Raw genomic sequence first — 13,806 nt, 5'->3', positions numbered from 1 at the left:
ATATCTTAAAGTTGTTTATAATCAAATTTGTTGTCAGAACGTTTTAATCATAGTAAAATACACTTATGAAAAGTAAGGAAAGGGCATAACAAATGGCAAAAGAATATGATGTAATTATTATTGGTGCCGGCCCCGGTGGATTAACTGCAGCACTTTATGCAGCTCGAGCAAATTTAAATGTGCTAATTTTAGACCGTGGACCTTATGGCGGACAAATGAATAATACTGACGCAATTGATAATTATCCTGGTTTTACCGAAGTTAAAGGACCAGAACTTGCAGAAAAAATGTATCAGTCAGCAATGAAATTCAAGCCTGATTTCGAATACGGTGATGTACAAGCTGTGAGTCTTGATGGTGAGAATAAAATTGTTAAGACAGATACAGCTGAATATACGGCCAAGGTTGTCATCATTGCTTCGGGTGCTGATCATAAAAAGCTTAATGTTCCTGGTGAAGAAGAATATTCTGGCAGAGGAGTTTCCTATTGTGCCGTCTGTGATGCAGCCTTCTTTAAGGATGAAGACGTTGCCGTAATTGGTGGTGGAGATTCCGCAATTGAAGAAGGAATTTATCTTTCACAATTAGCTAAATCCGTGACGGTTATTCACCGCAGAGATCAATTGCGTGCCCAACCTGATTTGCAAAAGAAGGCTTTTGCCAATAAAAAGATGAAATTTATCTGGAACGCACAAACACAAGCAATTGAAGGTGATGGCAATAAAATTACCGATATTGCTTATAAAGATAAGAAGACCGGTGAAGAAAAGAAATTGCAAGTTGCCGGCGTTTTCATCTATGTTGGTGTAATTCCGCAAACGGCTCCATTCAAGAATCTCGATATTTTGGATGAATATGGCTGGGTTAAGACGGATGATCATATGCGGACAAAAGTTCCTGGCATTTTAGCTTTAGGGGATGTTCGTGCCAAAGATTTGCGTCAAATTGCAAATGCGGTTGGAGACGGCAGCATCGCAGGTCAAGAAGCATATAATTATCTTCAAAATTTAGATGACTAACATTATAGACTCACTTAACTTAAGTGGGTCTCTTTTTTTTACAAAAAATAGTACAATATTAACTGAGAATTTAATTTTAGATAAGAATTGAGGCATTCATGTTAGCAAAAGAAATTTATGAACAATGGCAAGCTGCTACTAATTTGCCAGATTATTTACAAGATCAATTAAATACTTTAGGTAAAGATGAAAAATGGATTGAAGATGCATTTGGTCAGGATATCAATTTCGGAACGGCTGGAATGCGTGGACGTCTAGAACCTGGAACTAATCGAATTAATTTGTTTACAATTGGTCGCGTGACTGAGGGTTGGGCCCGCTTAATCGACGAAAATGGTGAAGAAGCTAAAAAGCGTGGTGTTGCTATTTCTTTTGATTCACGTTACCACTCAAGAGAATTCGCAGAACATGCTGCAAGAATTTTGGGTGCCCATGGCATTCACGTCTACTTGTTTGATGACTTGCGCCCAACGCCAGAATTGTCATTTGCCGTTCGTTATTTGCATACTTTTGCAGGTATTAATATCACGGCTTCACATAATGCCAAGCAATACAACGGTTATAAGGCATATGGCGAAGATGGTGCACAGATGGCGCCAGAACATGCTAATCGTTTATTTGCATATGCACAAAAGGTAAAGGATATCTTTTCTGTTAAGGCTGCTCCGGTACCACAACTCCGTGCAGATGGTCTTTTGCAATTAATTGGTGAAGATGTTGATGAAGCCTATCTTGAACACTTGAAACAAGTCAACATTGATACAGAAATGATCAAGCAAAACGCCGATAAGCTAAAAATTATTTATACTCCGCTTCATGGTACAGGCAAGATGCTGTATGATCGTGCATTTAGACAAAGCGGCTTTGATAATATTATTCCTGTTCCGAGTCAATCAATTATTGACCCAGAATTTCCGACAACAATCAAACCTAATCCTGAATACCGTGACGTTTTCAAACCAGGCTTCAAATTGGCCGATAAAGTTAATGCCAACGTCATTATTGCTACTGACCCAGATGCCGATCGTATGGGTGCCGCAGTTAGAAAAGACAATGGCGACTTCCAAGTATTGACTGGCAATCAAATTGCCACCTTAATGGCATATTACTTATTGGTTCACTTGAAAGAAAGCGGCAAGCTGGATGCAAATTATGAAATTGTCACTTCAGTAGTTTCAAGTGCTTTGCCATTTAAGATTGCTAAGGATTTCGGAATTAAAACCAAACATGTTTTAACTGGATTCAAGTACATCGGCGAAGAAGTCGATCGTATGAACAAAGCGCAGGATGCTAAATTCTTGATGGGCTTTGAAGAAAGCTATGGCTACTTATTTAAGCCGTTTGCTCGTGATAAGGATGCTATGCAGGGAGCTTTAATGTTTGCAGAAGTAGCTAGCTATTATGCTTCTAAGAACATGACCGTTTTTGATGGCTTGCAAGAAATCTGGAAGAAATACGGCGTTGCTTATGAAATTACTAAAGCAATTGAAATGCCAGGAATCGGTGGCCAAAAGAAGATGGCAGAATTAATGAGTCGTCTTCGTCAAGAGCATTTGTCTGAAATTAATGGTGCCAAAGTAGTTAAAATTCAAGACTTCGAAGAACAAATAACGACTGAAAATGGCAATTCAGAAGCCTTAACCGGTTTTCCAAAATCAAATGTTTTGAAATACTTCTTAGATGATGAAACCTGGGTGGCTTTACGTCCATCCGGTACCGAGCCTGTTATTAAGGCATATGTTGGCGTTAACCGGAAGGATATTGAAACTGCAGAAAAAGCTGCTGAAGATTATCAAGATGCTTTGTCAAGACTATTAAAATAATGCAAATTTAGTGCGAAAACACGTTCGATGTAGTAAAATTGAAGACGTTAAAATAAGAAAATTGGGCTTTTAGTCCAACTTTTTTTACGAGGAGTCTTTGGCAAATGATTAAACGACAAGAAAATCGCAAATTCGAACTAGTTTCTAAATACAGTCCCGCTGGTGACCAGCAACAAGCAATTGATAAACTTACCGCTGGTTTTAAAAAGGGATATAAAGAACAGATTCTTGAAGGTGCCACGGGAACGGGTAAAACTTTCACAATGGCCAATATCATTGCTAAATTAAATAAGCCAACTTTGGTAATATCGCACAATAAAACTTTGGTTGGACAACTATATGGCGAATTTAAGAGCTTTTTTCCGCATAATGCTGTTGAATATTTTGTATCCTACTATGACTATTATCAGCCGGAAGCTTATGTTCCGCAGTCAGATACTTACATTGAAAAAGATTCTGCGATCAATGATGAAATTGATCAGCTTCGTCACGCTGCCACCTCAGCCTTGATGGAAAGAAACGATGTTATTGTCGTGGCTTCTGTTTCATGTATTTATGGATTAGGTGATCCACGGGAATATGCAAGAAGCGTTTTGACTTTGCATGAAGGTGATGAGATTGAGCGAAACGTCTTATTGCGGGATCTCGTCAACATTCAATATGATCGTAACGATATCGACTTTGGACGTGGTCGTTTCCGCGTTCGAGGCGATGTTGTTGAAGTCTTCCCAGCCGGTAATTCCAAACATGCTTATCGGATTGAATTTTTTGGTGATGAAATTGATCGTATTGTCGAAATCGACTCTCTGACTGGTGAAATTTTTGGTGAACGGGAAAGTATTTCATTATTCCCAGCTACGCACTTCATGACCAACGATGAACAGATGCGGCGTGCATTGCAAGCTATTTCGCAGGAAATGAACGTTCAAGTCAAAAAATTCGAAGGCGAAGGCAAGCTGCTTGAAGCGCAAAGGATTAAGCAGCGAACGACTTATGATATGGAAATGATGAGTGAAGTTGGCTACACTAACGGTATTGAAAACTATTCTCGCCATATGGAAGGGCGGAAGGCCGGTGAACCACCATATACTTTGCTTGATTTCTTCCCAGATGACTTTTTGATTTTAATCGACGAATCCCATGCTACAATGCCGGAATTAAGAGCGATGTACAATGGTGACCGTAATCGTAAGAAAACGTTGATTGATTATGGTTTCCGTTTGCCATCTGCTTTGGATAATCGTCCACTTAAGCTTTCTGAATTTGAAAAACATGTCAACCAGATTTTATATGTCTCCGCTACACCCGGAGATTATGAATTAGAACGGACCAATCATAAGGTTGAACAAATTATCCGACCAACCGGATTGCTGGATCCTAAAGTAGAAGTTCGCCCAATTGAAGGGCAGATCGATGATTTGGTTGGTGAAATCAACAAACGCATTGAACGAAATGAGCGTGTTTTTGTAACTACGCTTACTAAAAAGATGGCTGAAGATTTAACCGATTATTTGAAGGATCTTGGGATAAAGGTTCGCTATCTTCACTCCGATATTAAAACGCTGGAACGAATGCAAATTTTACGCGATTTGCGACTGGGCAAGTTTGACGTTTTGATTGGAATTAACCTTTTGCGTGAAGGAATTGACGTTCCTGAAGTTTCGTTGGTTGCAATTCTGGATGCGGATAAAGAGGGGTTCTTAAGAGCATATCGGCCATTAGTTCAGACCATGGGTCGGGCTGCTCGTAATGCTCACGGTGAAGTAATCATGTATGCTGATTCAATTACCGACTCAATGCGCGAAGCGATCGATGCAACTAACCGTCGGCGCAAGATTCAGATGGAATTCAATAAAGAACATGGCATAACGCCAAAAACAATTATCAAGCCAATTCGGCAAGCAATTTCAGCGACCAAGCAAGTTGATGACAAGTATAAAAAGTCGGATAGCTTTGCTGATTTGAACTTCGATGAATTAACAAAGAAGCAAAAAGAAAAGATGATCGACAGTCTCAAAGCACAAATGCAAGAAGCTGCCAAAAAACTCGATTTTGAAGAAGCAGCCAATTTGCGGGACGCAATGATGGAATTGCAAAAATCAGTCAAGAAGCCGATTAAGAGAAAAGGGAAGACATTCAATGGCAAATGATCAAATCGTAATTCGTGGTGCTCGCGAGCACAATCTTAAAGATGTGAATTTAACAATTCCCAAGAATAAGCTAGTTGTGGTAACGGGCTTATCTGGTTCAGGCAAAAGTTCTTTAGCTTTTGATACCTTATATGCAGAAGGAAGACGGCGTTATGTTCAGTCTCTTTCGAGCTATGCGCGACAATTTTTAGGACAAATGGATAAGCCGGATGTTGATTCAATCGATGGTTTAAATCCTGCAATTTCCATCAACCAAAAGACGACATCGCATAATCCTCGTTCAACAGTTGGTACGGTTACAGAAATCAATGATTACCTTCGCTTGTTGTGGGCAAGAGTTGGCACGCCAATTTGTCCAAATGATGGTACTGTGATCGAGCGTCAGAGTGTGGATCAAATGGTCGACCGCATCATGGCTTTGCCTGAACGCAGCAAAATTCAATTGTTTGCACCAGTCATTCGTGACAAGCGCGGTGAGCATAAGGAAGTTTTCAAACGGGTTCAACGTGCTGGTTATGTGCGCGTGGTTGTCGATGGAGAAATGCATGAAATAGGCGAAGATTTTTCTCTTAAAAAAAACAAGCGCCACTCAATCGATATCGTAGTTGATCGTTTAATCGTTAAGCCAAGCATTCGTTCACGCCTGTTTGATTCAGTTGAAGCTGCATTGCGTTTGTCTGATGGCTATATGAACGTTGATGTGATTGGTGGCAAGATGCTTAACTTTTCTGAGTACTATGCTTGTCCAAAATGTGGCTTTACAGTGGGTGAAATGGAACCACGATTATTTTCATTTAATGCCCCATTCGGTGCTTGTCCGGCCTGTGATGGTTTAGGGATGAAACTTTCAGTTGATGAAGATTTAGTTATCCCCGATAAAAGCAAAACTTTGGCAGAGGGTGCACTTATTCCCTGGAAGAATTCCAAATATTATAGCGGCATGTTGGAACAAGCCTGTGCAGCTTTGAAAATTCCAATGGATAAGCCGTTTAATAAATTAACCAAACACCAAAAAGAAACAATTTTATTTGGTTCAAAAAAGGCCATTAAATTCCATTTAACAGGCGATTTTGGCGTTAATGATACCACACAGCCATTTGAAGGAATCATGGTCAATATTGATCGACGCTATCGCCACCCAATGTCAAAATTCATGCGGGATGCGATGGGCAAATACATGACGGAATTAACCTGTGCGACCTGTCATGGCAAGCGTTTGAATGAAAAAGCTTTGGCTGTAAAGATTGATGGCAAGGACATTGCTGAAGCCTCAGATTTATCAATCGATAAAGCACTTAAATTCTTTAAGCAGCTAAAGTTAAATGAGCAAAAGACCACGATTGCACGACCGATCTTGAAAGAGGTTAGAGATCGTCTTTCCTTCTTGGTGAGCGTTGGACTTGATTATCTGACTTTGTCACGTTCTGCTGATACTTTGTCTGGTGGTGAGGCACAGCGAATCAGGTTAGCCACCCAAATTGGGTCTAACTTGTCCGGCGTTATGTATGTGCTAGATGAACCTTCAATTGGTTTGCACCAGCGTGACAATGATCGTTTGATCAAGTCTTTGAAACGCATGCGGGATTTGGGCAATTCGCTGATTGTTGTTGAACACGATGATGAAACTATGCGGCAGGCCGATTATTTGGTTGATATGGGTCCTGGTGCTGGTATATATGGCGGCAAGGTGATGGCTGCTGGTACCCCGCAAGAAGTTGAAAAAAATCCTAATTCTTTAACCGGCCAATATCTTTCTGGCAAAAAGTTCGTACCTGTTCCGCTTAAACGCCGTAAAGGCAATGGCAAAAAGATCACAATCAAGAGTGCAGCTGAAAACAATTTAAAAAATATCAATGTTGATTTTCCACTTGGAAAACTGATCGTGGTGACAGGTGTTTCTGGTTCAGGCAAATCAACTCTGGTTAATATGATTTTGAAACGGGCTCTAGCACAAAAGCTAAATCATAATTCAACTAAACCAGGTAAATTTAAGAGTATTACTGGATATAAAAATATCGAAAAAATTATTGATATTGACCAGAGCCCAATTGGCAGAACGCCACGCAGCAATCCAGCAACTTATACTAGCGTATTCGATGATATTAGAGCGCTGTTTGCGCAAACCAATGAAGCAAAAATGCGCGGCTATACCAAGGCTCGCTTTTCATTCAATGTTAAAGGTGGTAGATGTGAAGCCTGTCATGGCGATGGAATTATCAAGATTGAGATGAACTTTTTACCGGATGTTTATGTGCCTTGCGAGGTCTGCCATGGTACGCGTTATAACTCTGAAACGCTCGAAGTAACTTACCGTGAAAAGAATATTGCCCAAGTGTTAGACATGACGATCAACGAAGCAACGGAGTTTTTCAAGAACATTCCAAAAATTGAACGCAAGCTGCAAACTATTGTCGATGTAGGTCTGGGCTATGTAAAACTTGGTCAGTCTGCAACTACTCTTTCCGGTGGTGAAGCTCAAAGAATGAAACTGGCTGCCGAATTGCAAAAACTGTCGACAGGCAAAAACTTCTATATTCTGGATGAACCAACGACTGGTCTGCATACAGATGATATAAAACGCCTGATGAATGTTCTCCAACGTTTGGTTGATGAAGGAAACACCGTTTTAATTATTGAACACAACTTAGATGTGATTAAGTGTGCGGACTGGCTGATTGATCTTGGACCAGAAGGCGGCGATGGCGGCGGCATGGTCGTAGCTACAGGAACGCCAGAAGAAATAGCAGAAGTTAAAGAAAGCTATACCGGCCAATATCTTGCTCCTGTTTTAAAGAGAGACACTGAATTGACAAAAGAAGCTAAGAAGTCAAATAAAACAAAATAATTATTTTATTATTTTCTAATTAGTGTAGAATGATGTAGAATGAAGAACAAGGAGGATAAAACATGGATAGTTTTTCTAGAGATAATAATCGTGGCTTCGACTGGGGTGCATTTATTGCCGGTATTTTGATGGTCGTAGTTGCATTTTTGCTTATTCGTAACCCTGAAAAAGGTTTGCATGCCTTTGTTTTAGTATTCGGGATTGTTTCAATTTTACAAGGTCTTGTTTGGCTTGCTAGCTACTCACGCTTCCGTCAATTCTTCTCACGCAGCTGGGTAACTTTAGTCTCAGGTATTCTTGATATCGTCGTGGGTATTTTATTCTTATGTTCATACGATATCGGCGGCTTAACAATTGCCTACCTGTTTGCTATTTGGTTCTTCGTTGATTCAATTGTCGGAATCAGTTTTTCATGGCACTTGAAGGACTTTTCAACAGGCTACTTCATTTTCAACTTAATTATGAACATTTTAAGTTTGATTATCGCTGTTGTCTTAATTTTGAATCCAGTTTTAGCTGCTCTTAGCTTGATCTGGTTGGTTGCGTTTTGGCTTTTGGTATTCGGTATTAACGAAATTATAACTGCTTGGATGCACCGTTAATTTAAAGAAATAACAAAAGGAGCCGAGAGGCTCTTTTTGTTATTGAAAAGATTTAAAAGAAACACCCGGCATGCTATAATTAATTGGATAGGAGAGAGCACTATGGCTGATGAGAAAAAACAATTATTAATTGTGACCGGGATGAGTGGGGCCGGAAAAACGGTTGCTGCCCATGCCCTTGAAGATATGGGATATTTTGTCGTCGATAATTTGCCACCGACTTTGCTGGGCAGTTTTTGGGATTTGATTATCAATTCCAATGATTTCAAAAAAGTTGCTGTTGTAATCGACCTGCGTGTTAAGGATTTTTACAATGATTTGCTTAATGAAGTCAATTCCCTGGAAGATAACGGCAATGTGCAAGCAACGATTGTCTTTCTAGATTGCTCCGATGATACTCTGGTAGCAAGATATAAAGAAACAAGACGGCTTCCACCTTTAGCCACCAATGGCCGCCTTCTTGATGGAATTCAAGAAGAAAGACGAATTTTGACGCCAATCAAGAATAGATCAAATTACATTATTGATACGTCCAAAATTTCTACTAAAGAATTAAAACAGAAGCTTTTGAGTGAATTTAGCGATCGCAAACGTCAGCCATTCTCTATTGAAGTTATGTCATTTGGTTTCAAATATGGGATGCCGATTGATGCTGATATTGTGATGGATGTCAGGTTCTTGCCAAATCCATTCTATATTCCTGAATTAAGACCATTTACGGGTCTTGATAAGCGCGTATTTGATTACGTCATGAATAAGGAAGAAACACAGGCCTTTTATAAAAAGCTGCTTGATTTGCTGAATACTGCGATTCCGGGCTATATTAAAGAAGGCAAGGAAAAGCTGACAATTGCAATCGGCTGTACTGGTGGCCAGCACCGCAGCGTTTCGATTGCTCAACAATTGGCCCGCGATTTAGCTAAAAAGTATCCTGTTGATATTACTCACCGTGAAGTAAGTCGTTATCTAAGAAAGTAGGTGGCATAAGTGTCATATGCAGAAAACAGAATCATTAGAGTTATTAAAGGCAGACGGCCACGTGTTGTAGTTATTGGCGGTGGTACAGGCTTGCCAGTTATTCTCAATGCTCTAAAAGATCAAAATGCTGAAATCACCGCGATTGTCACTGTATCAGATGATGGTGGCTCTTCAGGTACGATCCGCAACTTTATTAACGTTGTTCCACCTGGTGATATTAGAAACGTTTTGGTTTCTTTAAGTGATATTTCTCAAGAAGAAAAGGATGTTTTCCAGTATCGATTTGATTCATCGGATTCATTCTTCTCAGGTCATGCTATCGGTAATTTGATTATTGCTGCTTTGAATGAAATGTATGGAAATATCTTCGATGCTGTTCAAAGTTTATCAAAGATGATGCATGTCGATGGGCACGTTTTCCCGGCTTCGAATGAACCGTTGACTTTAAATGCGGAATTTGTTGACGGGACTAAAGAATCTGGTGAAACGGAAATTACTTCAAAAGATAAAAGAATCAAAAGAGTTTGGGTAACTGACACCGATGATGATGAACAGCCAACGGCGGTGCTACCTGTTTTAGCAGCTATTATGCAGGCTGATGCCGTTGTACTTGGCCCAGGAAGCTTATTTACTTCGATTTTGCCTAACTTGATGATTTCAAACTTAGGTCAAGCAGTTCGCGAAACCAGAGCTGAAGTAATTTATATTTGCAACATTATGACTCAGCGTGGTGAAACTGATCACTTTAGTGATGCCGACCACGTACGGGTTATTAATGAGCATTTGGGCGGACATTATATCAATACGGCATTGGTTAATGGCGCTAAAATCGATATGAGCAAATTCCACCCAGAAGATTATGATGAATACCTTGAACCTGTAAGAAATGATTTTAAAGGTTTAAGAGAACAAGAATGCCGAGTAATTACGGACGACTTTATTGATCAGCGCCATGGGTTGGTCTTCCATGACGGACATAAGGTTGGTAAAGAAATTATCAATTTAGCTTTCGAAGCGATGTCAAGAAAGCGTATGGATGAAGATAATGGCTAGTTATGCTAGCGATGTGAAAAAAGAGCTAACTTCTTTGGAGGTGCATCCGGAACACGCTAAAGCCGAGTTAGCTGCTTTTTTGCGAATGAACGGGGTTTTAAATCTTCACGATCACCAATTTAGTCTAGATATTACAACTGAAAATCCAGCCATTGCTAGAAGAGTTTTTACTTTAATTAAAGTTGCTTTTGGTGTTGAGCCGCTATTGATCGTTTCCCGTAAGATGAAATTAAAGAAGAATAATCAATATCTGGTTCGGCTGCAGCAAAAAGTAAACGATATTTTGGAAGCATTGCAGATTTGGGATCCAGAAAAGGGCTTGATTACCCGTGTACCCGAACGAATTATGAATTCCCACGAAGGAGCAATGTCTTATTTGCGAGGTGCCTTTTTGGCCGGTGGCAGCGTAAACAATCCGGAAACCAGTCGCTATCATTTGGAAATTTATTCTACTTATGAAGACCATAACGAAGATCTGGCTAAGCTGATGAATAAGTATTTTTACTTAAATGCAAAGACAACCAAGCGGCGCAGTGGCTACATTGTTTATTTAAAGGAAGCTGAAAAGATCGGAGACTTTTTGCATATTGTTGGGGCATTGAATGCAATGCTGTCTTTTGAAGATTTGAGAATTATGCGTGATATGCGCAATTCAGTTAATCGATTGGTAAATTGCGATACCGCTAATTTGAAAAAAACAGCAACAGCAGCTGCAAAGCAGGTAGAAGATATTCAACTGATCGATGAGAAAAAGGGCATTAATAGTCTTCCTGAAAAGTTGCAGAATTTGGCTAGATTCCGTTTGACACATCCAGAACTTTCCTTAAAAGAGGTAGCTGAACAAGTACCGGATGGCCCAATTTCAAAATCAGGCGTTAACCATCGCTTTAAACGTTTGCATGAAATTGCTGATAATTTAAGAGACTAAAAAAAGACGAAAGAAATTTTTCCTTCGTCTTTTGCTTTAACTAGCAGAACTATTACTTCTTCTTCTTGTTGACCATAATCTCATCGATCAAGCCATATTCCTTAGCTTCTTCAGCAGTTAAGTAGTTGTCACGTTCGGTATCCTTTTGAATCTTGTCCAAAGGTTGACCAGTAGTTTCGTGCAAAATTTTGTTGATCTTCTTACGGCTCTTCAAAATTTCATTAGCTGCGATTTGAATATCAGTCTGTTGACCTTGAGCACCACCCAATGGTTGGTGAATCAAAACAGTAGAGTTAGGTAAAGCAAAACGCTTGCCTTTAGTACCGCTGGTCAAAAGGATTGAAGCCATTGAAGCAGCCAGCCCAATTGCAATTGTTGAAACATCTGACTTAATAAAGTTCATTGTATCCATAATTGCAAGACCAGAAGTGATAACACCACCTGGAGAATTGATGTAAAGTGAAATATCTTTTGTATTGTCTTGTGCGTCAAGAAATAATAATTGGGCGATAATTGAATTGGCCATTTGGTCATTGATTTCGCCATGAAGCATAATAATTCTGTCTTTTAATAGGCGTGAGTAAATGTCATAAGCACGTTCACCACGCGCAGTTTGTTCAATAACTGTAGGTACAAGCATATATTTGCCTCCTCAAAAATCATTAGCACTCTTTCAAGTACAGTGCTAATTAAATCACTTACGCACATGACTGTCAAACAAAGTGTATTGATTTTGTATTTTTTATTTCAGCACTTTTATATTACAATAGCATTATCTGGGTATTTAGGTAATGGAGGAAACAATTTGAACTATAAGAAATTTTTAGCCGTAGGTTCAGTTGCGTTGTTTGGTGTTGGCTTATTTGGTTTTGCCAATGGTGTAAATGCTGCTTCTACTGATGAAGCCACTATTAGCAAAAAAACAGATACAACGAAAAAGGCCGCTCAAACAGTAACTAGTTATCAATTAATGACCAAGGTCGCCGGTAGCAAAAACTACACGGTGTGGAAAAATGTTCGTAACGGTAAGGTTTCTACCAAAGTGGCAGACGCAATTAATTTCCGTTATAACCACATTCAATCAAACCAAAGCATTAAAACCAGCAAGTATACTTATTGGTTGATTTATGTCGATGGTCGTCGTGTAGGTTGGGTAAACCAACGTTACTTTGCTCGAAACAAGATTTCTGTTCCTAAGACAGTTTCTTTGGTAAACAATCCAAATTATAGTTTCAATACTAGAGACGCAATTAGCTATGCAACCGATAGCACTGGTACTGTTGTTGACAATACTGAAGTAACAGTTTCAAAAGATACCATTGATTGTGGTACTGCTGGTACTACCAAAGTTACATATTCTTATGGATCAGGTTCAGCAACTTCAACTGTAACAGTTAGAAAGACTACTTCTGAAGGTATTGCTGATGCTGATAAGGTTACAGCTAAGACAGGTACCAACAAGTTACCCAGTTGGGTTAGCCACTATGGTGCATCTTTGAACTACTTAAGTCCAACAGATTTCACCGCAGAAACTAAGACCCACAGCTTGACCAGTGATGATATGACTTTAACTACTAGATTATATCAACCCGTCTTCTTAAGCGTTAAGACTGATACTACTCGTGATGGTAATATCAACCGTGTAGGTCATATTCCAGAAGGGGTTACTGTTTCAGATGGCTGGGCATACACTAGTTTATTAAGTCACATCAACTTGACTTCTGGTCACGTCGTTGGCTACAACTTGAACAAACTTGTAAATCCATACAACCCACAATATTTATTAACCATGTCACAAAGCAAATTTAATACTTACGTTAAGAACATTAAGGTAAGTCCATATGTTCCAATTGGCCACGGTCAATCAATGGGTTCAAGTTCTAAGTATGTTTACTTATTGGCTAATGACAATACTAAAGTTGGCTCCGCTGCTTCTGAAGAAATCATTCAACTTAACAAGACTGATTTAACTATCCACAAGATCTGGACCATTAAATGCTGGAATGGCAGCAGCGCATCACCACGCTACTTCAAGAATGCCGTTATCGTTAATGATTACTTGATGTATGGCCTTTACTACGATCCAACTAAAGATCGTTATGAATACTGGAGATTTGACCGTACCGGTGATAACTGGAACCCAACTATTGTTGGTGCAACCAGTAGCACTTTTGTAGGCAATAACGAACCAGTTCAAGGCTTTACTTATGATTCTACTAACAATAACTTCTACATTGCTTTTAACGATTTGATCGTTCGTTTAGGCACTGATGGTACTATCAAGAAGTCATACACATTTACTACTGGACGTGAAATTGAAGGCATCTCAGTCAGCGACAACAAGTTATACGCTAACTTGGCTCAACGTGCTGAATTGCTTGAAAGCAATAGTCTCAAGTAAGACAAAT

Annotated in this window: 10 protein-coding genes; 9 read left to right on the top strand and 1 reads right to left on the bottom strand. The window is 39.5% G+C overall.

The window, feature by feature from the left end:
* Nucleotides 1-92 precede the first annotated feature (92 nt).
* From trxB to whiA, 8 genes are all read left to right on the top strand, one after another.
* The gene (gene trxB, locus HMPREF0493_RS03245; protein ID WP_006351855.1) at nt 93-1,019 is read left to right on the top strand and encodes a thioredoxin-disulfide reductase; all 927 of its coding nucleotides are present in this window, start codon (nt 93-95) and stop codon (nt 1,017-1,019) included.
* A gap of 98 nt (nt 1,020-1,117) precedes the next feature.
* Complete coding sequence (locus tag HMPREF0493_RS03240; RefSeq protein ID WP_006351854.1) at nt 1,118-2,842, top strand: phospho-sugar mutase; 1,725 nt, start codon at nt 1,118-1,120, stop codon at nt 2,840-2,842.
* 104 nt (nt 2,843-2,946) lie between these two features.
* A complete protein-coding gene (gene uvrB / locus HMPREF0493_RS03235) occupies nt 2,947-4,992 on the top strand; it encodes an excinuclease ABC subunit UvrB (RefSeq protein ID WP_006351853.1) in 2,046 nt (681 codons plus the stop codon).
* Nucleotides 4,982-7,837 (top strand): excinuclease ABC subunit UvrA, encoded by a 2,856-nt coding sequence (uvrA, locus tag HMPREF0493_RS03230; RefSeq protein WP_006351852.1) that lies wholly within the window; start codon nt 4,982-4,984, stop codon nt 7,835-7,837. The genes uvrB and uvrA overlap by 11 nt, the downstream gene beginning before the upstream one ends.
* 62 nt (nt 7,838-7,899) lie before the next feature.
* A complete protein-coding gene (locus HMPREF0493_RS03225) occupies nt 7,900-8,439 on the top strand; it encodes an HdeD family acid-resistance protein (RefSeq protein WP_006351851.1) in 540 nt (179 codons plus the stop codon).
* Between the two features lie 102 nt (nt 8,440-8,541).
* Nucleotides 8,542-9,417 (top strand): RNase adapter RapZ, encoded by an 876-nt coding sequence (gene rapZ / locus HMPREF0493_RS03220; protein ID WP_006351850.1) that lies wholly within the window; start codon nt 8,542-8,544, stop codon nt 9,415-9,417.
* A gap of 9 nt (nt 9,418-9,426) precedes the next feature.
* Complete coding sequence (locus HMPREF0493_RS03215; protein WP_006351849.1) at nt 9,427-10,470, top strand: gluconeogenesis factor YvcK family protein; 1,044 nt, start codon at nt 9,427-9,429, stop codon at nt 10,468-10,470.
* The gene (whiA, locus tag HMPREF0493_RS03210) at nt 10,463-11,398 is read left to right on the top strand and encodes a DNA-binding protein WhiA (RefSeq protein WP_040457113.1); all 936 of its coding nucleotides are present in this window, start codon (nt 10,463-10,465) and stop codon (nt 11,396-11,398) included. Before HMPREF0493_RS03215 ends, whiA begins: the two co-directional genes overlap by 8 nt.
* A gap of 52 nt (nt 11,399-11,450) precedes the next feature.
* On the opposite strand, the gene clpP is transcribed toward whiA, so the two are convergent.
* Nucleotides 11,451-12,038 (bottom strand): ATP-dependent Clp endopeptidase proteolytic subunit ClpP, encoded by a 588-nt coding sequence (gene clpP / locus HMPREF0493_RS03205; protein WP_006351847.1) that lies wholly within the window; start codon nt 12,036-12,038, stop codon nt 11,451-11,453.
* A gap of 165 nt (nt 12,039-12,203) precedes the next feature.
* Here clpP and HMPREF0493_RS03200 point away from each other — a divergent pair, with 165 nt between their 5' ends.
* Entirely contained in the window at nt 12,204-13,799 is a 1,596-nt protein-coding gene (locus HMPREF0493_RS03200) for a GW dipeptide domain-containing protein (RefSeq protein WP_040457110.1), read from the top strand.
* Nucleotides 13,800-13,806: the final 7 nt, after the last annotated feature.

The organism is Lactobacillus amylolyticus DSM 11664 (assembly GCF_000178475.1).
GTDB classification, from domain to species: Bacteria; Bacillota; Bacilli; order Lactobacillales; family Lactobacillaceae; genus Lactobacillus; species Lactobacillus amylolyticus.
The sequence above is the reverse complement of the archived record's forward strand: the minus strand, read 5'-3'. Positions and strand labels throughout refer to the sequence as shown.

Excerpts from the sequence above, each read along its gene's own strand:
- trxB (WP_006351855.1), top strand. The coding sequence starts at position 93 with ATGGCAAAAGAATATGATGTAATTATTATTGGTGCCGGCCCCGGTGGA.
- HMPREF0493_RS03240 (WP_006351854.1), top strand. The coding sequence starts at position 1,118 with ATGTTAGCAAAAGAAATTTATGAACAATGGCAAGCTGCTACTAATTTG.
- uvrB (WP_006351853.1), top strand. The coding sequence starts at position 2,947 with ATGATTAAACGACAAGAAAATCGCAAATTCGAACTAGTTTCTAAATAC.
- uvrA (WP_006351852.1), top strand. The coding sequence starts at position 4,982 with ATGGCAAATGATCAAATCGTAATTCGTGGTGCTCGCGAGCACAATCTT.
- HMPREF0493_RS03225 (WP_006351851.1), top strand. The coding sequence starts at position 7,900 with ATGGATAGTTTTTCTAGAGATAATAATCGTGGCTTCGACTGGGGTGCA.
- rapZ (WP_006351850.1), top strand. The coding sequence starts at position 8,542 with ATGGCTGATGAGAAAAAACAATTATTAATTGTGACCGGGATGAGTGGG.
- whiA (WP_040457113.1), top strand. The coding sequence starts at position 10,463 with ATGGCTAGTTATGCTAGCGATGTGAAAAAAGAGCTAACTTCTTTGGAG.
- clpP (WP_006351847.1), bottom strand. The coding sequence starts at position 12,038 with ATGCTTGTACCTACAGTTATTGAACAAACTGCGCGTGGTGAACGTGCT.